21 protein-coding genes and 3 pseudogenes are annotated in these 25602 nt (G+C 63.5%); 14 read left to right on the forward strand and 10 right to left on the reverse strand.

The window, feature by feature from the left end:
• Positions 1 to 63: 63 nt before the first annotated feature.
• On the reverse strand, positions 64 to 2901 hold the full coding sequence (secA, locus tag ACFXS9_RS32620) for a preprotein translocase subunit SecA (protein WP_392696257.1): 2838 nt from the start codon (positions 2899 to 2901) through the stop codon (positions 64 to 66).
• A 345-nt stretch (positions 2902 to 3246) separates the two neighbouring features.
• On the opposite strand from secA, the gene ACFXS9_RS32625 reads away from it, so the two are divergent.
• From ACFXS9_RS32625 to ACFXS9_RS32635, 3 genes are all read left to right on the forward strand, one after another.
• Positions 3247 to 4167: a peptidylprolyl isomerase gene (locus ACFXS9_RS32625; protein ID WP_392696259.1), complete on the forward strand. Its 921-nt coding sequence runs from the start codon at positions 3247 to 3249 to the stop codon at positions 4165 to 4167.
• A 161-nt stretch (positions 4168 to 4328) separates the two neighbouring features.
• Complete coding sequence (gene argJ, locus ACFXS9_RS32630; RefSeq protein WP_392696262.1) at positions 4329 to 5570, forward strand: bifunctional glutamate N-acetyltransferase/amino-acid acetyltransferase ArgJ; 1242 nt, start codon at positions 4329 to 4331, stop codon at positions 5568 to 5570.
• Between the two features lie 15 nt (positions 5571 to 5585).
• The gene (locus ACFXS9_RS32635; RefSeq protein WP_392696265.1) at positions 5586 to 5996 is read left to right on the forward strand and encodes a (deoxy)nucleoside triphosphate pyrophosphohydrolase; all 411 of its coding nucleotides are present in this window, start codon (positions 5586 to 5588) and stop codon (positions 5994 to 5996) included.
• 355 nt (positions 5997 to 6351) lie between these two features.
• On the opposite strand, the pseudogene ACFXS9_RS32640 reads toward ACFXS9_RS32635, so the two are convergent.
• From ACFXS9_RS32640 to ACFXS9_RS32660, 5 genes and pseudogenes are all read right to left on the reverse strand, one after another.
• Positions 6352 to 6491 (reverse strand): annotated as a pseudogene (locus tag ACFXS9_RS32640) (IS5/IS1182 family transposase); the annotation flags it as partial.
• Positions 6492 to 6871: 380 nt separating this feature from the next.
• Positions 6872 to 7804 (reverse strand): MBL fold metallo-hydrolase, encoded by a 933-nt coding sequence (locus ACFXS9_RS32645; protein ID WP_392696267.1) that lies wholly within the window; start codon positions 7802 to 7804, stop codon positions 6872 to 6874.
• Between the two features lie 80 nt (positions 7805 to 7884).
• Complete coding sequence (locus ACFXS9_RS32650; RefSeq protein ID WP_392696269.1) at positions 7885 to 8574, reverse strand: isochorismatase family protein; 690 nt, start codon at positions 8572 to 8574, stop codon at positions 7885 to 7887.
• 117 nt (positions 8575 to 8691) lie between these two features.
• Positions 8692 to 9627 (reverse strand): helix-turn-helix domain-containing protein, encoded by a 936-nt coding sequence (locus ACFXS9_RS32655; RefSeq protein ID WP_392696272.1) that lies wholly within the window; start codon positions 9625 to 9627, stop codon positions 8692 to 8694.
• Positions 9628 to 9985: 358 nt separating this feature from the next.
• On the reverse strand, positions 9986 to 10831 hold the full coding sequence (locus ACFXS9_RS32660; protein ID WP_392696274.1) for a methyltransferase domain-containing protein: 846 nt from the start codon (positions 10829 to 10831) through the stop codon (positions 9986 to 9988).
• Positions 10832 to 10908: 77 nt separating this feature from the next.
• Between ACFXS9_RS32660 and ACFXS9_RS32665 the strand changes: the two genes are divergently transcribed.
• Genes ACFXS9_RS32665 through ACFXS9_RS32680 form a run of 4 tightly spaced genes read left to right on the forward strand, consistent with a single transcriptional unit; the run spans position 10909 to position 13376 of the window.
• The gene (locus ACFXS9_RS32665) at positions 10909 to 11718 is read left to right on the forward strand and encodes a ComF family protein (RefSeq protein WP_392696277.1); all 810 of its coding nucleotides are present in this window, start codon (positions 10909 to 10911) and stop codon (positions 11716 to 11718) included.
• A 43-nt stretch (positions 11719 to 11761) separates the two neighbouring features.
• A complete protein-coding gene (grxC, locus tag ACFXS9_RS32670) occupies positions 11762 to 12034 on the forward strand; it encodes a glutaredoxin 3 (RefSeq protein ID WP_392696280.1) in 273 nt (90 codons plus the stop codon).
• On the forward strand, positions 12031 to 12909 hold the full coding sequence (locus tag ACFXS9_RS32675; RefSeq protein ID WP_392696282.1) for a carbon-nitrogen hydrolase family protein: 879 nt from the start codon (positions 12031 to 12033) through the stop codon (positions 12907 to 12909). The genes grxC and ACFXS9_RS32675 overlap by 4 nt, the downstream gene beginning before the upstream one ends.
• Complete coding sequence (locus tag ACFXS9_RS32680) at positions 12906 to 13376, forward strand: DUF1178 family protein (RefSeq protein WP_392696284.1); 471 nt, start codon at positions 12906 to 12908, stop codon at positions 13374 to 13376. Before ACFXS9_RS32675 ends, ACFXS9_RS32680 begins: the two co-directional genes overlap by 4 nt.
• A gap of 90 nt (positions 13377 to 13466) precedes the next feature.
• Here the strand turns inward: ACFXS9_RS32680 and ACFXS9_RS32685 are convergent, their stop codons facing one another.
• The 3 genes from ACFXS9_RS32685 to ACFXS9_RS32695 form a co-directional block, all read right to left on the reverse strand.
• Complete coding sequence (locus ACFXS9_RS32685) at positions 13467 to 14366, reverse strand: EamA family transporter (RefSeq protein WP_392696286.1); 900 nt, start codon at positions 14364 to 14366, stop codon at positions 13467 to 13469.
• Positions 14367 to 14618: 252 nt separating this feature from the next.
• Complete coding sequence (gene ubiG / locus ACFXS9_RS32690; RefSeq protein WP_392696287.1) at positions 14619 to 15377, reverse strand: bifunctional 2-polyprenyl-6-hydroxyphenol methylase/3-demethylubiquinol 3-O-methyltransferase UbiG; 759 nt, start codon at positions 15375 to 15377, stop codon at positions 14619 to 14621.
• 3 nt (positions 15378 to 15380) lie between these two features.
• Positions 15381 to 15860: a PH domain-containing protein gene (locus ACFXS9_RS32695; protein ID WP_392696290.1), complete on the reverse strand. Its 480-nt coding sequence runs from the start codon at positions 15858 to 15860 to the stop codon at positions 15381 to 15383.
• A gap of 176 nt (positions 15861 to 16036) precedes the next feature.
• Here ACFXS9_RS32695 and ACFXS9_RS32700 point away from each other — a divergent pair, with 176 nt between their 5' ends.
• The 5 genes and pseudogenes from ACFXS9_RS32700 (at position 16037) to ACFXS9_RS32720 (ending at position 23291) form a co-directional block, all read left to right on the forward strand.
• Positions 16037 to 17290: an aspartate kinase gene (locus ACFXS9_RS32700; protein WP_392696292.1), complete on the forward strand. Its 1254-nt coding sequence runs from the start codon at positions 16037 to 16039 to the stop codon at positions 17288 to 17290.
• Positions 17291 to 17608: 318 nt separating this feature from the next.
• Positions 17609 to 19877, forward strand: a pseudogene (gene ptsP / locus ACFXS9_RS32705) (phosphoenolpyruvate--protein phosphotransferase).
• Positions 19878 to 19933: 56 nt separating this feature from the next.
• Positions 19934 to 21012: pseudogene (gene prfA, locus ACFXS9_RS32710) on the forward strand (peptide chain release factor 1).
• Positions 21013 to 21175: 163 nt separating this feature from the next.
• Complete coding sequence (gene prmC, locus ACFXS9_RS32715) at positions 21176 to 22057, forward strand: peptide chain release factor N(5)-glutamine methyltransferase (RefSeq protein ID WP_392696295.1); 882 nt, start codon at positions 21176 to 21178, stop codon at positions 22055 to 22057.
• 490 nt (positions 22058 to 22547) lie between these two features.
• On the forward strand, positions 22548 to 23291 hold the full coding sequence (locus ACFXS9_RS32720; protein WP_392696298.1) for a DUF4167 domain-containing protein: 744 nt from the start codon (positions 22548 to 22550) through the stop codon (positions 23289 to 23291).
• Positions 23292 to 23456: 165 nt separating this feature from the next.
• Here ACFXS9_RS32720 and ACFXS9_RS32725 read toward each other — a convergent pair whose 3' ends face one another.
• Entirely contained in the window at positions 23457 to 24203 is a 747-nt protein-coding gene (locus ACFXS9_RS32725) for a methyltransferase domain-containing protein (RefSeq protein ID WP_392696300.1), read from the reverse strand.
• A 120-nt stretch (positions 24204 to 24323) separates the two neighbouring features.
• Between ACFXS9_RS32725 and gloB the strand changes: the two genes are divergently transcribed.
• Both gloB and ACFXS9_RS32735 read left to right on the forward strand, forming a co-directional pair.
• Entirely contained in the window at positions 24324 to 25091 is a 768-nt protein-coding gene (gene gloB / locus ACFXS9_RS32730; protein ID WP_392696303.1) for a hydroxyacylglutathione hydrolase, read from the forward strand.
• A gap of 5 nt (positions 25092 to 25096) precedes the next feature.
• Entirely contained in the window at positions 25097 to 25522 is a 426-nt protein-coding gene (locus ACFXS9_RS32735; RefSeq protein ID WP_392700144.1) for a cupin domain-containing protein, read from the forward strand.
• Positions 25523 to 25602 lie beyond the last annotated feature (80 nt).

Genomic DNA, 25602 nt, shown 5'->3' on the forward strand with positions numbered 1-25602 from the left:
GCCTACGCATTCCATCGTCATGGCCCGCCAACGGGTCGGCCGAATGGCCGCCCGATGACAGGCTCAAGCGTACTTGCCGTGGCAATGCTTGTACTTCTTGCCGCTTCCGCAAGGGCAATCCTCGTTACGGCCGACCTTGCCCCAGCTTGCGGGGTTTTTCGGATCGCGATCGGCGGCCGGAGCCTGGGGCACCAGCGAGGCGTTGGCAAAGGCCATCTCGTCTTCGCCGGTATTGGGATCGAACTTGTGCGCTTCCATCGCCGGCAGCACCGGCTGCTGCTCTTCCGGCGGCACGATCTCGACGCGCATCAATTGCGCCGTCACCGCCTCGCGCAGATGCGCGGTCATTGCCTCATACAGGCCGAAGGCTTCCGATTTGTATTCCTGCAAGGGATCGCGCTGGCCATAGCCGCGCAGGCCGATTACCTGACGCAGATGATCGAGCATGATCAGGTGCTCGCGCCAGAGGTGATCGAGCGTCTGCAACAGGATGGTTTTCTCGACGTAGCGCATCACGTCGGGACCCCATTGCGCGACCTTGGCCGCCATGTGCTCGTCGACGCGCTGCTCGATCCGCGTCAGCAGTTCCTCGTCGGCAATGCCTTCTTCCTTGGCCCATTCATCGACCGGCAGATCGATATCGAGCACGCGCTTCAATTCTTCCTTGAGGCCGGCGACATCCCACTGCTCGGCATAGGCGTGTTCGGGCACGTGCTTGGTGACGATGTCGTCGATGAAGTCGTGACGCATGTCCGTGACCATTTCGGCCACGCTGTCGCTCCTCATCAACTCGACGCGCTGGTCGAAGATCACCTTGCGCTGGTCGTTCTGGACGTTGTCGAACTTGAGCAGGTTCTTGCGGATATCGAAGTTGCGCGCCTCGACCTTCTGCTGCGCCTTCTCCAGCGCCTTGTTGATCCACGGATGGATGATGGCCTCGCCCTCCTTCAGGCCAAGCCGCTGCAGCATGGTGTCGAGCCGGTCGGAGCCGAAGATCCGCATCAAATCGTCTTCCAGCGACAGGAAGAACTTTGAACGGCCCGGATCACCCTGGCGGCCGGAGCGGCCGCGAAGCTGGTTGTCGATGCGCCGGGATTCATGGCGCTCCGAGCCCATGATGTAGAGCCCGCCGGGCTTGGTTACGGTCTTGGCCGCCTTTGAGCCCTTGGCAGGCTCGAGTTCCACCACTTCCTCGGCCTTCAGCACGATCTCGCGAAAGCGCTCGATGTCGGCCTTGATCTGTTCGATCTTTTTGGCCTTCTCGGCCTCGTCGGTGATGTCAGCGGTCTCCTGAAGGATCCGCATCTCGAGCGAGCCGCCGAGCTTGATGTCGGTACCGCGGCCGGCCATGTTGGTCGCGATCGTGATCGCGCCGGGCACGCCGGCCTCGGCAACGATATAGGCTTCCTGCTCGTGGAAGCGCGCGTTCAGCACCGCAAACAGTTTTGCCGGCTTGCCGGCGCGCGCGGCGGCATAGAGCTTCTCCAGCGCGACGTCGTTGCCGAAATCGATCTGCTTGTAGCCGTGCTTCTTCAGATAGTCGGCCAGCACTTCCGACTTTTCGATCGAGGCGGTGCCGACCAGCACCGGCTGCAGCCGCGCATTGGCGCGCTCGATCTCGGCCAGGATGGCGGCGTATTTCTCGGTCTGGGTGCGGTAGACCTCGTCGTCCTCGTCGAGACGCGCCACCGGCAGATTGGTCGGGATTTCCACGACCTCGAGCTTGTAGATGTCGAACAATTCGTCGGCTTCGGTGGCAGCCGTACCGGTCATGCCCGCGAGCTTTTCGTACATCCGGAAATAGTTCTGGAACGTAATCGAGGCCAGCGTCTGGTTTTCCGGCTGGACCTGAACGTGCTCCTTGGCTTCCAGCGCCTGGTGCAGGCCTTCCGAATAGCGCCGTCCCGGCATCATGCGGCCGGTGAACTCGTCGATGATGATGACTTCGCCGTCGCGGACGATGTAGTCCTTGTCGCGGGTGAACAGCGAATGCGCCCGCAGCGCCTGGTTGATGTGGTGCACGACCGAGACGTTCTCGACGTCGTAGAGCGACTCGCCCTTGAGCTGACCGGCGTCGCGCAGCAGCGTCTCGATCTTCTCCATACCGGCTTCGGTCAGCGTCACCGTGCGCTGCTTCTCGTCGACCTCGTAGTCGGTCTTGTCGAGCTTGGGGAAGAAGGTGTCGATGGTGTTGTAGAAATCCGAGCGGTCGTCGAGCGGGCCGGAGATGATCAGCGGCGTGCGCGCCTCGTCGATGAGGATCGAGTCGACTTCGTCGACGATGGCGTAGAAATGGCCGCGCTGGACCATGTCCTCCAGCCGATACTTCATGTTGTCGCGCAGATAGTCGAAACCGTATTCGTTGTTGGTGCCGTAGGTGATGTCGCGCGAATAGGCTTCCTTGCGCTCGCCATCATCGAGACCATGAACAATGACGCCGACAGTCAAGCCGAGGAAATTGTAGATCTGGCCCATCCATTCGCTATCGCGGCGGGCGAGATAGTCGTTGACGGTGACGACGTGGACGCCCCGGCCGGCCAGCGCGTTGAGATAGACCGCGAGCGTGGCCACCAGCGTTTTGCCTTCACCGGTCTTCATCTCGGCGATGTCGCCCTCATGCAGCACGATGCCGCCGATCAACTGGACGTCGAAATGCCGCTGGCCGAGGGTGCGCTTGGCGGCCTCGCGGACGGTCGCGAAGGCTGGAACCAGAATGTCGTCGAGCGTCTTGCCGTCGGCGAGCTGCTGGCGGAATTCGGCGGTGCGGGCTTTCAGCGCCTCATCGGAGAGTTTCGCGAGCTCGGGCTCAAGCGCGTTGATGGCGTTGACGCGGGATTGATATCCCTTCACCCGCCGGTCGTTGGCGGAGCCGAAAAACTTGCGGGCGAGCGCGCCGATCATGCCAATTCCTGCCTTTGCCGTTACTTGCGTTGCAAGCCGTGATGGACCACCAAATTGCCTATCAACTCACCGTGACGCACGGCGGCAAATACCCCGTTCCGGGGCGTTATCCGCCTAATGAGTGGGAATTAAGCAATCCAAGGTTCAACGGCAAAAAACGCAGCAAAATAAGCGCTATCGCCGCTGTACGATCGGGCACAGATATGGCCGGGTTCGGGCCTTGTCAACGTGGGTCCATATGTCAAGGAATTCATCATTTTGACAGACTTTTCGCGTTGCCAAGGCCGCATGATTGGGCGAGTGTCCCGCCGCCTTTGGCGCCCCTCTTCAAGACAAGGATTTTCCATGACCACCTCGTTCCCGGAAACGAAAACCGGCCTGCGCTTCGGCACGGCCTGCTCACGGGGTTCTTTGGCCGTAATGGCCTGTCTGGCTGCGGTTCTTGCCGCCGGCCTGCCGGCTCGTGCCCAGGACAACCCCGTTCTTGCCAAGGTTAACGGTGCGGAGATCCGCCAGAGCGACGTCGCGCTCGCGGAAGAGGAACTCGGCCCCAGCCTCGCGCAAATGGACCCGGCGACCAAGAAGGACAACGTGCTGGCCTTCCTGATCGACCTCAAGATCGTCGCCAAGGCCGCCGAGGAAAAGAAGGTCGAGAATTCCGAAGACTTCAAGAAGCGCCTGGCGTTCACGCGCAGCCGCCTTTTGATGGATAGCCTGCTCGCCACCGAGGGCAAGGCCGCGACCAGCGAAGCGGCCATGAAGCAGGTCTATGAGGAGGCCGCCAAGCAGATCACCGGCGAGATGGAGGTCCACGCCCGCCATATCCTGGTCGAGACCGAGGATGAGGCCAAGGCGATCGCCGAAGAGCTGAAGAAGGGCGGCGACTTCGCCGAACTGGCGAAGAAGAAGTCCAAGGACCCCGGCGCCTCCGATGGCGGCGATCTTGGCTTCTTCACCAAGGAACAGATGGTGCCGGAATTCTCCTCCGTCGCCTTCACGCTCGAACCCGGCAAGATCTCCGACCCCGTCAAGTCGCAATTCGGCTGGCACCTGATCAAGGTCGAGGAAAAGCGCGCCCGCAAGGCGCCCGAGTTCGAGCAGGTCAAGGCCCAGATCGAAACCTATGTGACGCGCAAGGCGCAGGCCGAATACGTCGCCAAGCTGCGCGAAGCCGCCAAGGTCGAGCGCATGGATAAGCCGGCCGAGGCCACCAAGCCGGATGCCGCCAAGCCCGCGGACTCCAAGATGGCGCCGCCGAAGAAGTAAAAAATCGCTGTCACTTCTTCGAGACCGATAGTATCTACCATCGTCATGGCCGGGCCGAAGCGCCCGGCCGTTCCATGTCCGGGGACCGGCTGTCAGGCCCTGAAGACGTCGATGCCGGCGCAGGTCCGGCGATGGTTGATCTGGTTGAAGAAGGTGTTCGCATGTCCGCCACCGTTTCCCCCCTCGCCCCGACCGATGTCCCCGAGATGCCCGCGATTGCGGGTGTGAAGCTTGCCACCGCCGCCGCCGGCATCCGCTACAAGGGGCGAACCGACGTGCTGCTCGCCGTCATGGACAAGGGCACCACGGTCGCCGGCGTGTTCACCAAATCGAAATGCCCGTCCGCGCCGGTGGAATGGTGCCGCGCCAAGCTCGGCCGGGGACAAGCCCGCGCGCTGGTGGTGAATTCCGGCAATGCCAACGCATTCACCGGCAAGACCGGCAGGCAGTCAACGGCGCTGACCGCGCAAACCGCCGCGAAGGCGGTTGGCTGCACCACCGGCGACGTGTTCCTCGCCTCCACCGGCGTGATCGGCGAGCCGCTCGACGCCACCAAGTTCGACGGCGTGCTGGCAACGCTGGCGGATACCGCCACGCCCGACCACTGGATGGACGCGGCGAAGGCCATCATGACAACCGACACCTTTCCGAAAGTCGCAACCGCCACGGTGAAACTCGGCAAGGCCAAGGTCACCATCAACGGCATGGCCAAGGGTGCCGGCATGATCGCGCCCGATATGGCGACCATGCTGTCTTTCGTGTTTACCGATGCGCCGCTGTCGTCCGCCGTGCTGCAGTCGCTGCTCAAGAGCGGCGTCGAGGACACTTTCAACGCCATCACCATCGACAGCGACACCTCGACCTCGGATACACTGCTGGCCTTCGCCACCGGCGCGGCCGCCGACGATGGCGCGCCAAAGATCAGCCGCGCCAGCGATCCGCGCCTGAAGGCGTTTGCCAAGGCTTTCCAGGGTGTGCTGGCCGACCTTGCCGAACAGGTGGCCCGCGACGGCGAAGGCGCGCGCAAGCTGGTCGAGGTTATCGTCGAAGGCGCGACCACCAAGAACTCCGCGCGCAAGATCGCCATGTCGATCGCGAATTCGCCGCTGGTGAAGACGGCGATCGCCGGCGAGGATGCCAATTGGGGCCGCGTGGTGATGGCGGTCGGCAAGGCCGGCGAGCCCGCCAACCGCGACAAGCTTTCGATCTCGTTCAACGGCATTCGCGTCGCCAAGAGCGGAGCGCGCGATCCGTCCTACAACGAGGCGGAGGTTTCCGAGGTGATGAAGAACCCGAAGATCCAGATCAAGGTTGCGCTTGGCCTCGGCAAGGGCCGCGACCGTGTGCTGACCTGCGACCTCACCAAGGAATATGTCGCGATCAACGGCGACTACCGCTCGTAAGCGAGAAAGCGGCGCATGGCTGACATCAAGCTCACTCTCGTCGTCGCCTGCGCCCTCGTCGATGCTGACAAGCGCGTGCTGATCGCGCAGCGCCCGGAAGGAAAGGCGCTCGCAGGCTTGTGGGAATTTCCCGGCGGCAAGGTCGAGCCCGGCGAGCGGCCGGAGCAGACCTTGATCCGCGAACTGCATGAAGAGCTCGGCATCGACGTCAGCGAGCCATGCCTGGCGCCGCTGACGTTTGCGAGCCACGCCTATGACAGCTTTCATCTGTTGATGCCGCTCTACATCTGCCGGCGCTGGGAAGGCATGGTGACGGCGCGCGAAGGCCAGCAACTGGCCTGGGTCCGCGCCAACAGACTGCGCGATTACCCGATGCCGCCCGCGGACATTCCGCTGATCCCGCATCTGATCGATTTGCTGATGTAGCGGGAGGGCGTTCCCGGATGCTGCGCAGCACGAAGTGATGCGCTGCTGTTCCGGGGTCCATCGTGGGTCCCGGCTCTGCGGTCCATCGCTTCGCGCTGCACCGCGTCCGGGACACGATCACTCCCCCTTCACCTTCTTCATCGCCGCCTCCAAACTCGCTTTCGCCGAGCCCGGCCGCAGCCCCTCTTCGGCGGCACGCGGAGCCCAGACACAAAAACGCGAAAACAACCCCATGCAAAGTAGAATGGGGCCGGCTCGCCGCACTCGTGCTGCTTGCGTCTGGGCACGAGAAGAAAAATGGGTCCGTCGTCACGGCCCAACCCAGCTAGGGTGTGGACTCATAACGCGCAGCAAATCACCGCCGAATGGTTGCAAGCTGGACGAAGGCAAGGAATTGGTGGCGAACTTATCGTAGCGTGTCGCGACCTAACGACATTGCTTGGTCCGATTGAAGAACCGTTCGACTCTGTTAGGAACGCGGTAGAGATAAGGGGCTGGAGGCAGATTGCTCACCCGGCTTGTTGGACAGCACCGGCTATGGCAACCCATTCACAATCGGCGAGTTCATGGCGCATGATCGGAGCCTCCCATTTCGGAGTTTGGGTCACAGACGTCCGGTCAAACGCAACGCGTCTGGTCCTGGCTCAGCTTCGGCGCTTTCGGGGTAAAGCCGACATCGACTAGTCCACACGCGCCGGCGAATCTGTCGAAAATGACCCATTGCGGAAAGCGTCTCCAGCTCTTCCGTATCACGACGGGCTGCGGGCGGTGGGGACCCGTCTCCCGAGGTCGCAATCCTATCATTCGGTTTCGGACTTCGTGTGAACTCATCAGCTCGATGAGTTCACACGAAGCAGGTCCTCACGGCACCTAATTCAATAGTCCCACCAAGTCGGTACCCAACGAAAGACATCGCCTGCGAGCGCTACCCGGCCGATGGAGGGAAATGGCATGTGCGTAGCCACCAGCCATGCGCCGGTCTCAGCCAGCTCCCGCATGAGTCGGATCCGGACGCGGGTCGCCTCCTCGGGGTCGTGCTCGAAGCCGTTGTGCCATTCAGGATGGTCGAACGAGACCGGGAAAATGGCGTCGCCGGCGAACATCAGCCGCTCGTCGCCGGACGCCAGGCGGACCACGCTGTGCCCGGGGGTATGTCCGCCGGTGCGACTGACAACCACTCCCGGCGCGACCTCGGACTCCTCATCGAACGTCCGCAACTGGCTCTGGTACTCCTTCACGAACCGGCTCGAGGCCGAGCGAGCCAGGTCCGCGAGCACCGGCGGCATGGCGGTGCGGGAGAAGTCGGGCGACTCCCAGAACTTCACCTCGGCGGCGGACACGTGGATGCGCAGGTCCGGGCGCAGCCGCTCCTTCACCCCGTCGACGAGCAGCCCACCGACGTGGTCAAAGTGCATATGGGTCAGCACCACGTCGGTTACCGAACCAACATCGATACCGGCCCTCTCCAAACGCTGGCCCAATTGGCCGGCCCGCGGAAAGTCCGGGTATTCCGCCCCTAGTCCGGAGTCGATGAGGATGGTCTGGCCGCCACTACGCACCACCACCTCGTTCAGCGCCCAATCGAATGCCTCCCGTGACAGGAACATGTCGTCCAGCCAGGCGCCCCGGGCGACCGGGTCGGCGTTGGTGGCCATTGACTCGGCCGGCGGCGTCAGCACGCCATCGCTGATCACCATCACGTCAATCTCGCCGACTCGCAGCGCGTAGCGCGACGGGACCAATTCGTCCGGTCGGATCATCTGATTCATCTTCGTTTCCTGCCGAGGGTTGCGGATCACCTGATTCATCTCAAAACTCCTTCTTTTTCCTCATCGAGGGGTTATCTGCGGCTTGGTCTTTCCAGCGATGTCGCCCAACATCCGCGCCGCTATACGTGGGGCTCCAGTCGCTTTGCAGATTCCTGCTGTCCGGCACCGACGTTCTTTGCCCGGTCGTAGCTTTCGATCACGGCTCGATAGGTCGGCACGGTTAAGGCGTAGATATCGGCGATCTCTGCCGCTTCCGGACGGCGCCAGGTGCGGTGAAGCTCGCTGATCACCGCATTGGTGCTTGTCGGCACGACCCCGGACTGAACGAAACGGGCTAATGTCGTATGAGACGTCATTACGGTAGGATCGCCCGATGCATCGATTACCGCGTAGACGTTGAAGCCGGCGGCCCTGGCATCGAGCGCAGGAAACATGACGCACACACTGGTCCAGACGCCGGCCATGATTAGTGTCTTCTTTCCCGTCTGCCGAACGGCCTTGACGAACAGATCGTTGTCCCAGGCATTCACTTCGCCCTGCCGCGGCACGTAGATCGCTGTCGGCGCCAGCTTGGCGATCTCCGGCATGATGGGGCCGTTGGGTCCATCCGGGACGGAAGCCGTCGTAATGATCGGGACATTCAGCAGGCTGGCGATCCGAGTGAGCGCCATGACATTGGCGCGTAACTCGGCGATGGTAATGTCCTTGACCGTCTGAAACAGACCAGTTTGGTGATCGAGCAGTAGCAAGGCCGTATCGTCGACATTCATCAGCGCTTTGCCGCCGCCGCTGGGGAGAATATGCGTCATTTCGGGCTCCTGTGCTTCCTGAGTTGGTTCCACCAGAAGCTGGTGGGCCTTGATGACCTAATGGATCGGAGCCGTGACTGCGCCAGCGCGATTGCCCGACCTCTAGCGAGATTGCTGCTAACGCATCCGCTTTCGCCAATCGCTCGGCGTCTCGCCTGTCAGCTTCTTAAACGCTGTCCCAAAGGCGGTCTGGGAGGAATAGCCAAGGGCCGCCGCGATCGAGATCACCGACATGCTGGGGTCGCGAAGCATTTCCATGGCCCGTTCGAGCCGCTGCTGGCGCAGCCAGGCATGCGGCGAAAGCCCGGTGCTCTCCTTGAAGGCGCGGCAGAAATGGAAGCGCGACAGGCCGGCATCCGCGGCCAGCGCGGCAAGTGATACGTCCGCATCGCTGTCCGAACGCAGGCGTTCGATCACGCGACCCAGCGCTTTGGGAGTCAGTCCGCCGACGGCCGGCCGGAACGTTGCAGGTGAGCCGATGTGGGCCACGAGCAGGCGTGTAGCCAGAAGATCAGTGAGTTGGTGTCTGAACAGCGTATCCAGCGCCGCGCTGCCTTCCAGGGAATCTGCCGCGCTTAGCAGCAATAGGGATGTAATGGAGTCGGGCTGCGCCGTTCGCTCGACAAGGTCGCTCGAACCGGACGTGCCGGCTTCGCTGGCAACGCGATTGAGGGTTGTCTGCGGAAGATAGAGCTGAAGGACACTCAAGGGCTGGTAGATGTCCCATCGTGAGCTTGAACCGGCCGGGATGATTGTCAACGTCCCGGGACGCGTCATTCCCCTCACAAAGGTTTTGCCGTCGCGGCGCTCAAACCGCACAGGCTCAGCGGGGAAAGTCATGATGACGTGGTCGGCCATGGGGCGGACAACGTCGTGCAAGGGATCATGCCTCCAGAAGGTGATTGCACCGCTGGACGGGTCTGAGGCCTTGTGGAGCGGTGCCATGTTGAGCACGCGTTCCATTTCGACATCGGCGGGACGTCGATCAGCAGGCACCACCTGGTGCTGACTTTCCTTGGGCGGGGCCGGCTGATTTTTCGAGGAATCAGTCATGTAGACTGTGCTCGCACTGGCGACATTATGTGCCAGCCCGGTGGAAACGCCAAGCGTGACGTCTTGCTTCAGTGAGCGTGTAATATCCGGTGAAATTTTGCGGGGCGGTATCGAGCTAACGGTCTTGCTGAAGTTGGATCTAGGGACAGATAGACCTATACCTTCGGATAGAGTGGGCTCATGTATCCGATAACCGCCAGTGGACTAAACCGCTCGCGCGGTAGGACGCTGGCACCTTGAGACATATTGCGCCGCGGCGCGAGCCTGGTCGCAAACTGGGCAAGGCGGACATAGTCTTCGTCGCGTCGCGCCGACGGGTTATGGGTACATGGCCTGATCTCGTCCCGCCTTGGGTTGTCTATCTGGGAGCAGCTTTTTTCACCGCCGCTTCCAGGCTTGCTTTCGCCGAGCCGGGCTTCAACGGCTTCTGCTGGCTCTCATGCGGCGCCCAGCCTGACAGCCAGATCACGTCGAAGGTCGCGCGGATGCGGCCGTCAGGATCCGCGAAGCGCTCGCCGTAAATCTGCGCCATCCGCAACATCGTGGCGCGGCGGGTCGGCGTCCGCCGCCGCTCGATCAAAAAATTGGTCGCACCCATCCGCCTGAGATCGGCCATCAGCGCGAACGCGCTGTCGTAGCGCACCACGACGCGATCGACGTCGGTGACCGGCAGCGCAAGCCCTGCGCGCTGCAGCAGGCTGCCGATGTCGCGCAAATCCGCAAACGGCGCGACGCGCGGCGACACTCCGCCCTCGCATTCGGCTTCCGCCGCGGCAAAGCTCTGCCGAAGCTCCGTCAGCGTATCGCCGCCGATCATCGCTGCCAGCAACAGCCCATCCGGCTTCAACGCGCGGCGGATCTGCGCCAGCACGCCGGGGAGATCGTTGACGAACTGAAACGCCAGCGCGGAAACCGCGAGGTCGAGCGATTGCGGCGGCAAGTGCAGCGTTTCGGATTGATCGACATCGATGCGGGTGATGGATGAGAAGCGCTCGGCCAATGGTTTTCGCAGGAGTTCGCCCGGCGTCCAGATATCGGCCACATCGGCAAAACTTCGCGTCACCGCCTGCAGCCGCTCTTCGAAATCTTCCCTGATACGATCGAGCAGGAATGTCGCCGGCCCGCCGCGCCGCGCGCGGTCTAGCCGCGCGCGCAGGAGCGCACGGTCGAACAGGATGGGCGCGCTGGCCGGGTTCGAAGCCATGCCGGTTGGTACGCTGGCTGCCTATCTCTGGCAATGCCGCGCTTGAGCCGCGCACGGCACGGCGCTAGCCTCACGCCATGGACGCCGAGGCATCACCACCACGCTCCATTTCCAGCCAGCTTCGCGGCGCGCTCGGCGCCTGCCGCGACGCATTCGCGCATCTGCCGCGGCTCGCGCTCGACATCGCACTGCCGACGCAGTGCGTTTCCTGCCGCGAACCGGTCCATGGCGAGGGCGTTTGCGCGGCATGCTGGGCCAAACTGTCGTTCATCGCACCACCGTTCTGTCCGCGGCTCGGCATCCCCTTCGTCTACGATCCCGGCTCCGAATTGCTGTCGATGGAAGCGATCGCCAATCCGCCGGCCTACCAGCGCGCCCGCGCCGCGGTGCGCTATGACGACGTCGCGCGAACCCTGGTTCATTCGCTGAAGTACCAGGATCGCACCGATCTGGCGCCCGCGATGGGCCGCTGGATGGCCCGTGCGGGCAAGGAATTGCTTGATGAAGCCGACGTGCTGGTCCCAGTTCCCCTGCACTGGCGACGCGGCTGGAGCCGCCGCTACAACCAGTCCGGCGCGCTGGCGCGGGTGATTTCGCGCCAAACCGGCGTCAAACTGGCCGCTGAGGCGCTTCGCCGCATTCGCGCGACCGAGCAGCAGATCGGGCTATCCCGACCACAGCGCGCCAGCAATGTGCAGGGCGCCTTCAAGGTCGCCGCCGACCGCGTGGCCGACATCCAGGGCCGCCGCGTCATCCTGATCGACGACGTGCTGACGTCAGGCGCCACGACCGACGCTTGCGCCCGCGCGCTGCTGCGCGCCAAGGCCGCGCAGGTCGACGTGCTGGTATTCGCGCGGGTTGTGGACAGCCACCGGGCTCCCATATAATTCAAAGACTTGCGATTCAAAGACTTGCCAATCAGAGCGCGCCATGACTGCTATTGAAATCTATACCCGCCCGGGCTGCGGCTACTGCACCGCCGCCAAATCGCTGCTGACGCGCAAGAGCGCCGCGTTCACCGAACTGAACGTGGCCACCAACCCGGCCTATCGCGAGCAGATGTACGACCGCGCAGGCCACGGCTCGACCTTCCCTCAGATCTTCATCGGCACAACCCATGTCGGCGGCTGTGACGAGCTTTATGCACTGGACCGCGCGGGCAAGCTCGACGGCTTGCTGGCGGGAGAAAAGGCCCCCTCATGAGCGCTGGTTCCACCTTCACCGCTGCGATGGTGCAGATGCGCACCGGGCTGCTGCCCGAACCGAGCCTCGAACAGGGCATCAACCTGATCCGCGAGGCCGCGGCGCAAGGTGCCGACTACGTGCTCACGCCCGAGGTGAGCAACATGATGCAACTGAACCGCAAGGCGCTGTTCGAGCACCTTGCATCGGAAGCAGACGACCTCTCGCTGAAAGCCTATCGCGCGCTGGCGGCGGAGCTGAAGATTTATCTTCACATCGGCTCGCTGGCGCTGCGCTTCTCGCCCGAGCGCGCCGTCAACCGCTCGTTCCTGATCGGGCCCGATGGTAATCTGCGCGCCAGCTACGACAAGATCCACATGTTCGATATCGACCTGCCCGGCGGCGAGAGCTATCGCGAATCCGCCAACTACCAGCCGGGCGAAACCGCCGTGATTTCCGATCTGCCGTGGGGGCGGATCGGACTGACGATCTGCTACGACGTGCGGTTTCCGGCGCTCTATCGCGCGCTGGCCGAGGCCGGCGCGTCGTTCCTCACCGTGCCCTCGGCGTTCACCAGGAAAACCGGCGAGGCACATTGGCACACGCTATTGCGCGCCCGCGCCATCGAGACCGGCTGCTTCGTGTTCGCCGCGGCGCAGGGCGGCATGCATGAGAACAAGCGCGAGACCTACGGGCATTCACTGATCATCGACCCCTGGGGCGAGATCCTCGCCGAGGGCGGCGTCGAGCCCGGCGTGTTCCTCGCCAAGATCGACACATCCAGGGTCGAGACGGCCCGGAGAGCCGTCCCGTCACTGCAGCATGGCAGGCGCTTCGGCCTTGCCGATCCCAAGGCCGGCCCGGAGCATCTGCACCTCGTCCGGGGCTCGGCATGATCCGCTACAACCTTCGCTGCGAGAAGGGCCATGCTTTCGAAAGCTGGTTTCAAAGCTCCGCGGCTTACGAGACCCAGGAAAAGCGCAGGCTGGTGAGCTGCCCGAATTGCGGCTCGGTCAAGGTCGAGCGCGCCATCATGGCTCCGCAGATCGTCAGCAAGAAGGGCCGCGAGCAAGCCGCGCCTACGCCAGCCGCGCCTGCGGAAGCAACCGGATCGGAATCGACGCCGCTGTTGATGGCGCAGGAACGCGAGCTGCGCGCCAAGCTGAAGGAATTGCGCGATCACATCGTCAAGAATGCCGACAATGTCGGCGAGCGCTTCCCTACCGAAGCGCGCAAGATGCATTACGGCGATATCGAGCATCGCCCGATCTACGGCGAAGCCACGCCGGATGAGGCGCGCGCGCTGATCGACGAAGGCGTCGAGGTCTCCCCGCTGCCGGTACTGCCGGAAGATAGGAATTGACGCGAAGCGTCATTCCGGGATGGTCCGAAGGACCAGACCCGGAATCTCGAGATTCCGGGTTCGGTGCTTTGCACCGCCCCGGAATGACGCCTACGCCGCTACCAATAGCGCCACGCCCACCACGATCAACACGATGCCGGACAGTTCGCGCGCCGACAACGGCTGCTTGAACGAGTAATACGACACGGCCTGCGCGAACACCACTTCGACCAGCGCGAGCGTGCGCACGTTGGCGGCCGCCGTCAGCGCAAATGCCAGAAACCAGAATTGCGAGGCGAAGGCGCCCATGAAGCCCGCGAGCATCGAAGGGCGCCACAGGCGCAAAATTTTCATTAGCGCATCAGGCGCGCGGGCGAGCAGATAGACGGTTAGCACCAGCGTTTGCACGAAGAGGCCGAACACCAGCGTGTAGGACGCCGCCGTCACAAAGGAGACGCCAGGCACCGTGATGATCGCGCCGCGAAAGCCGATCGCCGACAGCGCGAAGCAACCCGCGGCAACCAAGCCGATGATGGTCGGCTTCAGCTCCGCAAAGCCCTTTTCGCCGCCCGGCCGCAGCGCGGTGATGACCACGCCGACGGTCGCGATCACGATCGCGACCACTTTCAGCAGCGTCAGATGATCGCCGAGGAAGATGAAGCCGAAGATCGCGGTCTGGATCGCTTCCGTCTTGAGGTAGGCCGTCGTCACGACAAAGGAGCGATCGTTCATCGCCACCAGCATCATGCCGGTGGCGACGATCTGGCTGAGCGCGCCGAGCAGCAACCACGGCCAGAATATAGCCGTCGGCCACGGCACGGGATCACCTGTTGCAGCGATCACGATCGCGAAAAAGGCCAGTGAGAACGGAAAGCCGAACAGGAAGCGGATATTGGTTGCGCCCCAGGTCCCGAGCGGTCCCGTCAACGACCGCTGCATCGCATTGCGCGCGACCTGCCCCAGCGCAGCGATGATGGTGAAGGGAATCCAGAGCGTGGCGACGGAGAGCATGGGAAATACCGGCGGGATGCTGCTGCACCGTGCCGGGCGCGATGCGTCAGGTCAACAGAACGGACGTCATGACAGGATTGCGTGCGGCCCCAAAGGCAGTGTCGTCCCTGCGAACGCAGGGACCCATACGCCGCGGCCCCTCAATTCTATTCCGCTGGCAGACGGCCTTCGTGCGACAACAAACAGATGTGGTTATGGGTCCCTGCGTTCGCAGGAACGACACTGGTGATGCGGTAAAAGTGCCGCCATTAGTTACACCCCTTCAGCCACCACCATGTAGTTCACGTCCATGTCGGACGAGATGCTCCATCGGTCGGCGAGCGGGTTATAGACCACGCCGGCCTGCTCGGTGATGGAGAGGCGGTTGCTGGCGAGATGCCGGGCGAGTTCGTCCGGCGTGACGAACTTGTCCCATTGATGGGTGCCGCGCGGCAGCCAGCGCAGCACATACTCGGCGCCGACGATCGCAAGCGCAAAGCTCTTCCAGTTGCGGTTCAGTGTCGAGACCACCATCATCCCGCCCGGCTTGACCATCGCCGCGCAGCGGGCGAGGAACGCACCGACATCGGTGACATGCTCGATCACTTCCATCGCCAGCACGACATCGAACCGCTCGCGGTGGTCCATCTGCTCGACGGTGGTGCAGCGATAATCGATCGACAGATGCCCCTTGTCGGCGTGCAGCTTGGCAGCCGCAATATTGGTCGCGGACGGATCGATCCCGATCACCTGCGCGCCCAGCCGCGTCAACGGCTCGCACAACAGGCCAGCGCCGCAACCGATATCGAGGATTCGCAGCCCCGAGAGGCAACTCAAGCTCCTGGCGTTACGCTCAAACTTGCGGCAGGCGGCGTCGCGGATATAGGCGAGCCGCAGCGGGTTGATCTTGTGCAGCGGGGCCATCTTGCCTTTGGGGTCCCACCATTCCTCCGACAATCTCGAAAATTTCGCGACCTCGGCCGGGTCGACCGTGCTGCCAGTGGCGGCGGAAGCGTTTTGCTGCATGGCCATGACTTACGTACCGGCCGGTCGTGCCGTGATGGCATTGCGAAATGCCAGCGGCGACGTAATGGTGTCGAGGGTCTTGCCACCCTCGCCGACCCCAAAGACCGTTACGTCGCCGTAGTTGAGGATGCGGCCGAGGATGCTCTGGCTGACGTCGACGCTCTCGACCTTGTCCACACTCATCTCGAACGTCTGCCGCTGAATAAAGCCGGTCTTGTGGACGACACGGAAATTCGTGACGTCGGTCTCGGTAGTCCAGCGGTGGAACCAGGCCGTCACCGTCTTGTACAGCGCGAACAGCGCCGCGAGGCCCGCCATGGTCAGACTGAGCAGCACCAGCACGTCGCCCACGATCATCCGGGACGACACCAGAAACGCGATCGCCACGATCCAGGCAGCTATCGCCGGCAAAAAGTAGATCCAGTGCGCATTGGTCGAATACAGCACCCTCTCGCCGGGCTGCAGGATATCATCGATATAACGCCCCATACGCTCGTCCTGAATTAACCCGTCACCACAGCAATTCGCGCCATTTTTGGGTCGAAAACGGAACCAGGGGTGCTTGCCCCGGACCGCGTCGCTATGTATACGCCGCTTTCGGCCCGGGCGCTCCACTTTCCGTTCGGGTCACCTAACTTATCCTCACAGGGAATGCACGCGTCGTCATGGGCCGCCTCGTGATGAAATTCGGCGGCACGTCCGTCGCCAACATCGACCGAATCCGCAACGTCGCGCGTCACGTCAAGCGCGAAGTCGACGCCGGGCATAACGTCGCCGTCGTGGTGTCGGCCATGGCCGGCAAGACCAACGAGTTGGTCGGCTGGTGCGGCGACGCCTCGCCGCTGCATGATGCGCGCGAATATGACGCCGTGGTGGCATCCGGCGAACAGGTGACCTCGGGCCTGCTCGCGATCGTGTTGCAGGGCATGGGCATCCAGGCCCGTTCCTGGCAGGGCTGGCAGATCCCGATCAAGACCTCCGACGCCCACGCCTCGGCGCGGATTCTCGAGATCGACGGCAGCGAGATCACCGCTCGCTTCAAGGATCGCCAGGAGGTCGCCGTCATTGCCGGCTTCCAGGGCATCAACCCGCAGACCAACCGGATCACCACGCTTGGCCGCGGCGGTTCGGATACCTCTGCGGTGGCGATCGCCGCCGCGATCCGGGCCGACCGCTGCGACATCTATACCGACGTCGATGGCGTCTACACCACCGATCCGCGCGTGGTTCCCAAGGCGCGGCGGCTCGACAAGATCGCCTTCGAGGACATGCTGGAACTGGCTTCGCAGGGCGCCAAGGTCTTGCAGGTACGCTCGGTGGAACTCGGCATGGTGCACAACATGCCTGTGTTCGTCCGTTCCAGCTTCGACAAGCCAGAGGATATCGACCCGCACGGCACCCCGCCGGGCACGCTGATCTGCAGCGAGGAGGAAATCATGGAAAGCCACGTCGTCACCGGCATCGCCTTTTCCAAGGACGAAGCCCAGATTTCCGTGCGCCAGATCGAGGACAAGCCAGGCGTTGCGGCGGCGATCTTCGGCCCGCTCGCGGAAGCCAACATCAATGTCGACATGATCGTCCAGAACGTCTCCGAGGACGGCAAGACCACCGATCTCACCTTCACCGTGCCGGCCGCCGATTATACCCGCGCGCGCGACACCATCACTTTGGCCAAGGCCAAGATCGGCTATGCCCGGCTCGACACCGCCACCGACGTGGCCAAGGTTTCGGTGATCGGCAGCGGCATGCGCAGCCATGCCGGCGTCGCCGCGCAGGCGTTCACCGCGCTAGCCGGGCGCAACATCAACATCCGCGCCATCACCACCTCCGAGATCAAGTTTTCGGTGCTGATCGACGCCGCCTATACCGAACTTGCGGTGCGCACGCTGCACACGCTCTACGGGCTCGATCAGACTTAGAACGATTTTCTCTCAAATTTAGCGCATGGTCTGATCCAGACCGGCCTGGTTTGGCGGATCATGCGTTTCGCTGGCGCAACATCGGCCCTGGCCCACACGTTATTGCTTCTGGCAGGCGTTTTGCTTGGCAAAGCAAGCCTCGATTGGCTATACGGCCTATGAGGTGCGTTGCCGCAAACTGCACCACAGGCGATCTCGATTCGGCCTGGATCGGTGGCCAGCGGCGGCGCCGAATGAATATAATTGTAGTGTTTCGTGCGTTTCACGCCAGCTACCGGCCACCCGGCGGGCTGGCCTTGCGGGGGAGGATACCAGCACATGCGGAGCACGTCGGGAGGTCCCCGCGTCTTGTTGAGACGGCTTCGCGAAACCATGGCGGAGAAAGTCTCGGCGCAGGAACGCCTGGACAAGATCGTGGTGTTGATCGCGGCCAACATGGTGGCCGAGGTCTGCTCCTGTTACGTGCTGCGCATCGATAACACGCTCGAACTTTACGCCACCGAGGGTCTGAACCGCGACGCGGTGCACCGCACCGTGCTGAACGCGCATGAGGGCCTCGTCGGCCTCGTCGCCAGCGAGGCCAGCCCGCTCAACCTCTCGGACGCGCAAAGCCACCCGGCCTTCTCGTTCCGCCCGGAAACCGGCGAAGAAATCTACCATTCGTTCCTCGGCGTGCCGATCCTGCGCGCCGGCAACACGCTCGGCGTGCTGGTGGTGCAGAACCGCGCCAAGCGCACCTATGTCGAGGAAGAGGTCGAGGCGCTGCAGACCACCGCCATGGTGCTGGCGGAAATGATCGCCTCGGGCGAACTGGCAGCGCTGGCGCAGCCCGGCGCGGAACCGGCGGCGCGGCATTCGCTGCACAAGACCGGCGCGATCCTCTCCGACGGCATCGCGCTCGGCCATGTCGTGCTGCACGAGCCGCGTGTCGTCATCACCAACTACATCGCCGAAGACCTGCCGAAGGAAATCAAGAAACTGGATGCCGCGCTGACCAAGCTGCGCGCCGATCTCGACCGCATGCTGGAGCGCGGCGACGTCGCCGATGGCGGCGAGCACCGCGAGGTGCTGGAAGCCTACCGGATGTTTGCCAACGACCACGGCTGGTCGCACAAGCTGCATGAGGCGGTCGCTACCGGCCTCACCGCGGAAGCCGCGGTCGAGCGCGTGCAGTCCGACACTCGCGCGCGCATGCTGCGCTCGACCGATCCTTATCTGCGCGACCGCCTGCACGACCTGGAAGACCTCGGCCATCGCCTGATGCGGCAACTGGTCGGCCAGGATCACGCGCCCTCGCGCGAGCAGCTTCCCGAAAACGCCATTCTGATCGCGCGCGCGATGGGACCGGCGGCGCTGCTCGACTACGATCGCAAGCGGCTGCGCGGCCTGGTGCTGGAGGAAGGCACCGCGAATTCCCACGTCTCGATCGTGGCGCGCGCGCTCGGAATCCCTGCGGTCGGCGAAGTCCCGAATGCGCCCGGCATTGCCGACCCCGGCGATCCCATCATTGTCGACGGCACCTCGGGCTCGATCTATGTCCGCCCCTCGGCCGAGATCGAGATCGGCCTATGCCGAGCGGGTGCGGTTTCGCGCGCGGCGGCAGGCGCAGTATGCCGCGCTGCGCGACAAACCCTGTGTGACCAAGGACGGCCAGCCGGTCGAACTGATGATCAACGCGGGCCTCGTCATCGACCTGCCGCATATCGACGACACCGGCAGCGCCGGGATCGGGCTGTTCCGCACCGAGTTGCAGTTCATGGTCGGCCAGAACCTGCCGCGCTCTTCCGATCAACTCGCGCTCTATCGCACCGTGCTGGACGCCGCCGGCTCCAAGCCGGTCACGTTCCGCACCCTCGATATTGGCGGCGACAAGGCGCTGCCCTATATGGAGACCGTGATCGAGGAAAACCCGGCGCTCGGCTGGCGCGCGATCCGGCTCGGGCTCGACCGGCCCGGACTGTTGCGCGGCCAGATTCGTGCGCTGCTGCGGGCCGGCGGCGGCCGCGCGCTGAAGATCATGTTTCCGATGATTTCGGATGTCGCCGAATTCGACCAGGCCAAGGCCATCGTCGAGCGCGAACTCACCTACCTGCGCCAGCATGGCCACGCGTTGCCGGAACGTATCGACGTCGGCACCATGGTGGAAGTGCCGGCGCTGCTCTATCAACTCGACGAACTCTTGAAGAAGGTCGATTTCGTTTCGGTCGGTTCGAACGACCTGTTCCAGTTCTTGTTTGCGGTCGACCGCGGCAACGCAAAGGTTTCCGAACGGTTCGACACCATGTCGGTGCCGATCATGCGCGCGCTGCGCGATATCGTGCGGAAGGCGCAAGCCGCGAAGAAGATGGCCTCGCTATGCGGCGAGATGGCCTCAAAGCCGCTCGGCGCGCTGGCGCTGATCGCGCTCGGCTACCGCTCGCTGTCGCTGTCGGCCACCGCGCACGGCCCGGTCAAGGCGATGATCCTCGACCTCGACGCCAAAAAGGCCGAAGCTGTCCTGATGCCGCTGCTCGATGCGCCGGCCGGCAGCGTCTCGATCCGGCAGAAGCTGACGGAATTCGCGGAAGCCGAGGGGCTGTCGTTGTAGCGAGGCTCTGTCCCGACAACGCCACCTTTCCGTATCCGCTGCCTGAGAAATACGCCATGTTGCCCGAAGCCAAACTCGATATCCTGCTCGCCCATCATGCCTCGCTCGAGGCTGAGCTGCTGGGCCAGGTCAATTCCGAAAAATACGTCCAGATCACGCGCGAGCTCGCCGAGCTCAATCCGCTGATCGATGCGGTCAAGGCGTATCGGACGGCGCGGGCCGAGATTGCGGGCGCCGGACAGCTCTTGGCTGATACCGGCACCGATCCCGAAATCCGCAGCATGGCCGAAGCCGAGCTCGAAACGCTGCAGGCGCGCGTCGCTGACCTCGAGCAGAAAATTCGCGTCGCGCTGCTGCCCAAGGACGCCATGGACGACCGCAACGTGATGCTGGAAATCCGCGCCGGCACCGGCGGCGACGAGGCCTCGCTGTTCGCCGGCGACCTGTTCCGCATGTATGAGCGGTTTGCCGCCTTGCAGGGCTGGAAGGTCGACGTGATCTCGGCCTCGGAAGGTACCGTGGGCGGCTACAAGGAAATCATCGCCGAGGTGCAGGGCCGCGGCGCGTTCGCCAAGCTGAAATTCGATCCGGCGTGCACCGCGTGCAGCGCGTGCCCGACACGGAAACGCAGGGGCGGATTCACACCTCGGCCGCAACGGTGGCGGTACTGCCCGAGGTCGAGGATGTCGATGTCGACATCAGGAATGAAGATCTGCGGATCGAAACCATGCGCGCGCAAGGCGCCGGCGGCCAGCACGTCAACAAGACTGAATCCGCGATCCGTATCACGCACATTCCGACCGGCATCGTGGTGATGATGCAAGACAGCCGCTCGCAGCACAAAAACCGCGCTTCCGCGATGAACATCCTGCGCTCGCGCATCTACGACGCCGAGCGCCAGCGCGCCGACGCCGCGCGCTCCGCTGACCGCAAGGAGAAGGTCGGCTCCGGCGACCGAAGCGAGCGCATCCGCACCTATAATTTCCCGCAGGGCCGCGTCACCGATCACCGCATCAACCTGACGCTCTACAAATTGCCGCAGGTGATTTCGGGCGAAGCGCTGGGCGAACTGATCGACGCGTTGACGACCGAGCACCAGGCCGCCCAGCTCGCCGCACAGGGCGCGGCGGCGTGAGGATACATCTCACCGTCGTCCCTGCGAAAGCAGGGACCCATAACCACCGGCTTTTGTCGCGACCCAAGATATCAACCCACACTGCCTTAATCGATAGGCCGCGGAGTATGGGTCCCTGCGTTCGCAGGGACGACGTGTGGAGGGATTTGCGCGAGAATGCCGCATGATGAATTTCGCTGGCCAAAACGTCGAGACCTCACGACGCCTACTCACGGCGCAGCTCAAATCCGCGGCAATCGATTCCGCAGAACTCGACGCACGACTGCTGACAGGTCATGCGCTCGGCCTCGATCTGACCGGCATGATCACAGCGGCACAGCGTCAACTCACGCCGGACGAATCCGCCCGCCTCGAAGCTTTCATGCGCCGACGTCTCGCAGGCGAGCCGGTCGCCCGCATTCTCGGCGAAAAAGAATTTTGGGGTCTGCCCTTACGACTCTCCCCCTCAACGCTGGTGCCGCGGCCCGATACCGAAACCGTGGTCGAACTGGCGCTGGAACGGTTGCGCGCCGGCGGCGACCTCAATCGTCCCTTACGCATCGCGGACCTCGGCACCGGCTCCGGCGCTATCCTGCTGGCACTCCTGTCGGAGCTGCCAGCGGCGCATGGATTCGGGACCGACATTTCGGAAGCCGCCCTGCAGACCGCCGCCGCCAACGCGGCGCGTGCAGGGCTATCCGATCGCGCAACGTTCGTCGCCTGCGATTATGCCGGCGGATTATCCGGCACGTTCGATCTGATTGTTTCGAATCCGCCCTACATTCGCTCGGCGGACATCGCTCACTTGGCCGAGGAGGTCAGGAACTACGACCCGCTCGCCGCGCTCGATGGTGGCGCCGACGGGCTGGACGCCTACCGCGCGTTGATCCCTCAGGCGGCCGGCCTCCTCGCTCCGGGTGCAGCCTTGGTCGTGGAGGCCGGAGAGGGCCAAAGCGGCCCAATCCAGGCCCTGATGACGAGCGCAGGGTTAACGCCTGCAACAGCCCCCAAGGCCGATCTGGCGGGCATTCCAAGGGCGGTCGCGGGCCACAAAATGGCCCGATAAAGTCCTTTTGGAACGCAAAAAAACCCCTTGGAATATTCCCCCGGAGCGACTACGTTCCGCTCACAACATCGGTCCAGGGTTGCTGGCCCCGTGAGATCATGCGGGTGAGGCCAGAGTTTCTCAGAAACGAGAGCCCGCCGGGTGAAAGGTTCCAAACGCAGGTCGAATAGAGCGCAATAGCTGGAGCTGTGCTGCTCTCGACCGTAAAGCGAACGAAAGCCTGATATTGCGCTTGAAGACTTACGCAACAGCCAGTCACGCGAAGCCGTCACGCAAGACGGCAAGACTGGTTTTGGCAGGCTGAATGATTGATCCGGCGGGCAAATGTACGCCGCCGATTGGGGAACGCGTCTTTGCTGAACGCGAGGGTTGGCGAAATCGACGACATGAATTTGAACGGCATCGTGATTCGGTGCGCCTGAGGGCGCGCCCGATCGGATCAGGCTACGACGGCAACTGCAAAACATCAGGGCTGGAATAAAGGCGAGACATGAGAAACGGTCAAAACAACAAGCGGATGCGTAACCGGAACCAGGGCAGTAACCGGAACGATGGCCGGCGCGGTCAGAACCCGATGACCCGGGTATTCGAATCCAACGGGCCTGACATCAAGATCCGCGGCACCGCTTCGCACGTTGCAGAAAAATACGTTCAGCTAGCGCGCGACGCGCGCTCTTCCGGCGACCCCGTCGCGGCCGAGAATTACTACCAGCACGCCGAGCATTATTTCCGCCTGATCGCCGCTGCGCAGGAGCAGTTCCGGCAGAACCAGCCGCAGCCGCGCATCGACACCGAAGCGCAGCCGACGGAAGACGGTGACGACGACGGCGAGAGTTTTTCGCATTTCGGCCAGGAGCCGGGCTTCGTCCCGCAGCAGCCACAGCCGTATATCCGCGACAACAATCCGCGCGAACGCGAACAGCGCGGCGACAACCAGCCCTATCAGCGCGACCAACAGCCGCGCGAACACCATCGCGAACGCGAGCACCGTCCGCAGCCGCAGTATCAGCCGCAAGCCCAGCCGCAGCCGGTGATTGCCGATACCGGTGGCGTCGATCGCCTGCCCTCCTTCATCACCGGCCCGCAGCCGCAGGTGAACGGCGCGCCCGGCGGATATGAAGAGGGCCGCGGCGAGCGTTTCCCGCGCCGGCGTCGCCGGCCGCACGGCCCGCGCCCCGACAGCATGGCCGCGCCTGCCGCGCCAAGCGAAGATTTCAATCCGGGGAATGAATAGGTAGTTCACCACTATCGTCGTCCCTGCGAACGCAGGGACCCCGAGCGTGAGCGCAATTGCGCTCATCGCGGCGCCGCGGCCTTCGTTTGAGGCACGCGGGTGGACGATATTTTTAAACAAATGCCGGCGGTGGTTATGGGGCCCTGCGGACGACGAGCGGATGGACTACGCCTTGTCCCTTGTCGCCGTCGATGACGGCACCAGCGCTGGCTCAAGCGACGGAATCAGCCGCGTACGTTCGCGGCCCGCGGGGATCGCGCGATAGACCTGTTTGGTCGCTTCCACGATATGGACGCCGGCGAACGGCAGCGACAGCGCGGCGCCGACACGCTCCCACGCCATCGCCGAGCGCAGAAACCAGCTATTGCCGACCGGCGGCAGAAACAGCGCCTCGCCCCACGCCGCCGGCGTGAACCAGGTCTGTCGCAGCAATTGCGTGATCTGCGCGCGCGAATAGGGCCGGCCATGACCGAACGGCGTATTGTCGGAGCGCGTCCACACGCCCCGCCGGTTCGGGATCACCGCGATCAGCCGGCCGGACGGCGCCAGCACCCGCCACACTTCGCGCAGCAGGCGCTCCGGATCGTCAGACATCTCCAGCGCGTGAACCAGCAGGATCCGATCCACCGCGGCGTCCGGTAGCGGCATCGAGAATTCATCGATCAGAGATGCCAGCGCCGGCCGCCCCGTCGGCCATTTCAGGACGCCCTGCGCCGCTGGCATGAAAGCGATGCAGCGCTCCAGATCCTCGCGAAACAGCCCGAGATAGGGCGTCGGATAGCCGAGCCCGAGCACGCGCTGCGCCGCCGCATCGGGCCAGCGCGCCCGAATGCCGCGGTTGATCAACTGCCGCGCCACGATGCCGAGGCGCTGCGAATAGAAATCCCGGAGATCGATGACGTCGATGGTCATGGGCACAATCTACCATACCGTGTTTCATTGCGGCGCGCCGAAAATGGCATTGCCGCGCAAGCGTTAACGCCATATTTCTTGCGGATTAATGGGGCTGAAAGCCTTAACCACGGAGCTGTCATGGCCGCGGAAATTCGTACCTTCACCTGCCTCAACGACAATTTCGGCTATTTGATCCACGATCCCGCGACCAAGGCGACGGCATCGATCGACGCGCCCGAAGCCGCCCCGATCATCAGGGCGCTGGAGCGCGAAGGCTGGACGCTGACGGATATTCTCGTCACCCACCACCATCACGACCATGTCGGCGGCATTGCCGAGTTGAAGCAGAAATACAACTGCCGCGTCGTTGCACCGCACGACAAGTCCACCAAGATCGCCAATGTCGACCTGCGCGCTGCCCATGGCGATGTAGTCAAGGTGGGTAGCCTGCTGGCCCGGGTGCTGGAAACACCGGGGCACACGCTCGATCATATCTCCTACGTATTCGACAACGAGAAGGCGGTGTTTGCCGCCGACACGCTGTTCTCGATCGGCTGCGGCCGGGTATTCGAGGGCAATTATCCGATGATGTGGGATTCCCTGTTGAAGCTCCGTGCGCTGCCGGATGATTTCAAGCTCTATTGCGGCCATGAATATACCGCGTCCAACGTCAAGTTCGCGCTCAACGTCGACGGCGACAACCCCGCACTCAAGGCGCGCGCCGAGGAAGTGACGCGGCTGCGTGCAGAGGGCAAGCCGACGATACCGGTGCTGTTGGGCGAGGAGAAAAAAGCCAACGTTTTCCTGCGCGCCGACGAGCCGTCGATCGCGGCCGCGTTGCACATGAAGGGCGCGAGCGCCGACAAAGTGTTCGGCGAGCTGCGCGAGCGCAAGAACAAGTCCTGATGGCGCTGCCAACACAAGCCGCCGAGATCATCGCGCGGCTCGACCTGAAGCCGCATCCCGAAGGCGGGCATTATCGCGAGACGTTTCGCGATGAAAGCGTGGACGCCGCCGGGCGTTCGCGATCGACCGCGATCTATTTCTTGCTGGCGCGCGGCGAGCGCTCGCATTGGCATCGCATCGATGCCGTCGAGATCTGGCATTATTACGCGGGCGCGGCGTTGACACTGCAGATCGCCGATGACAGCGGCCGGCGCAGCATCAGGCTCGGCCCCGATCTTGCCGCTGGCGAAGAGCCGCAGGCGATCGTCCCGCCGCACGCTTGGCAGGCAGCCGAGAGCACCGGCAGTTGGACGCTGGTCGGCTGCACGGTGGCGCCTGGGTTTGAGTTTGCGAAATTCGAGCTGGCACCGAAGGGCTGGCTGCCGAGCTAATTCTCATTCGTTCCTGCCGCGCTAAAAAATCGCGATCTGGAATCGGGTGGGTTTGATGCGCTCTTGAACATAGTTTCCGC

Origin of the sequence: Bradyrhizobium sp. RDI18 (assembly GCF_043203335.1) — a bacterium.
GTDB classification, from domain to species: Bacteria; Pseudomonadota; Alphaproteobacteria; order Rhizobiales; family Xanthobacteraceae; genus Bradyrhizobium; species Bradyrhizobium retamae.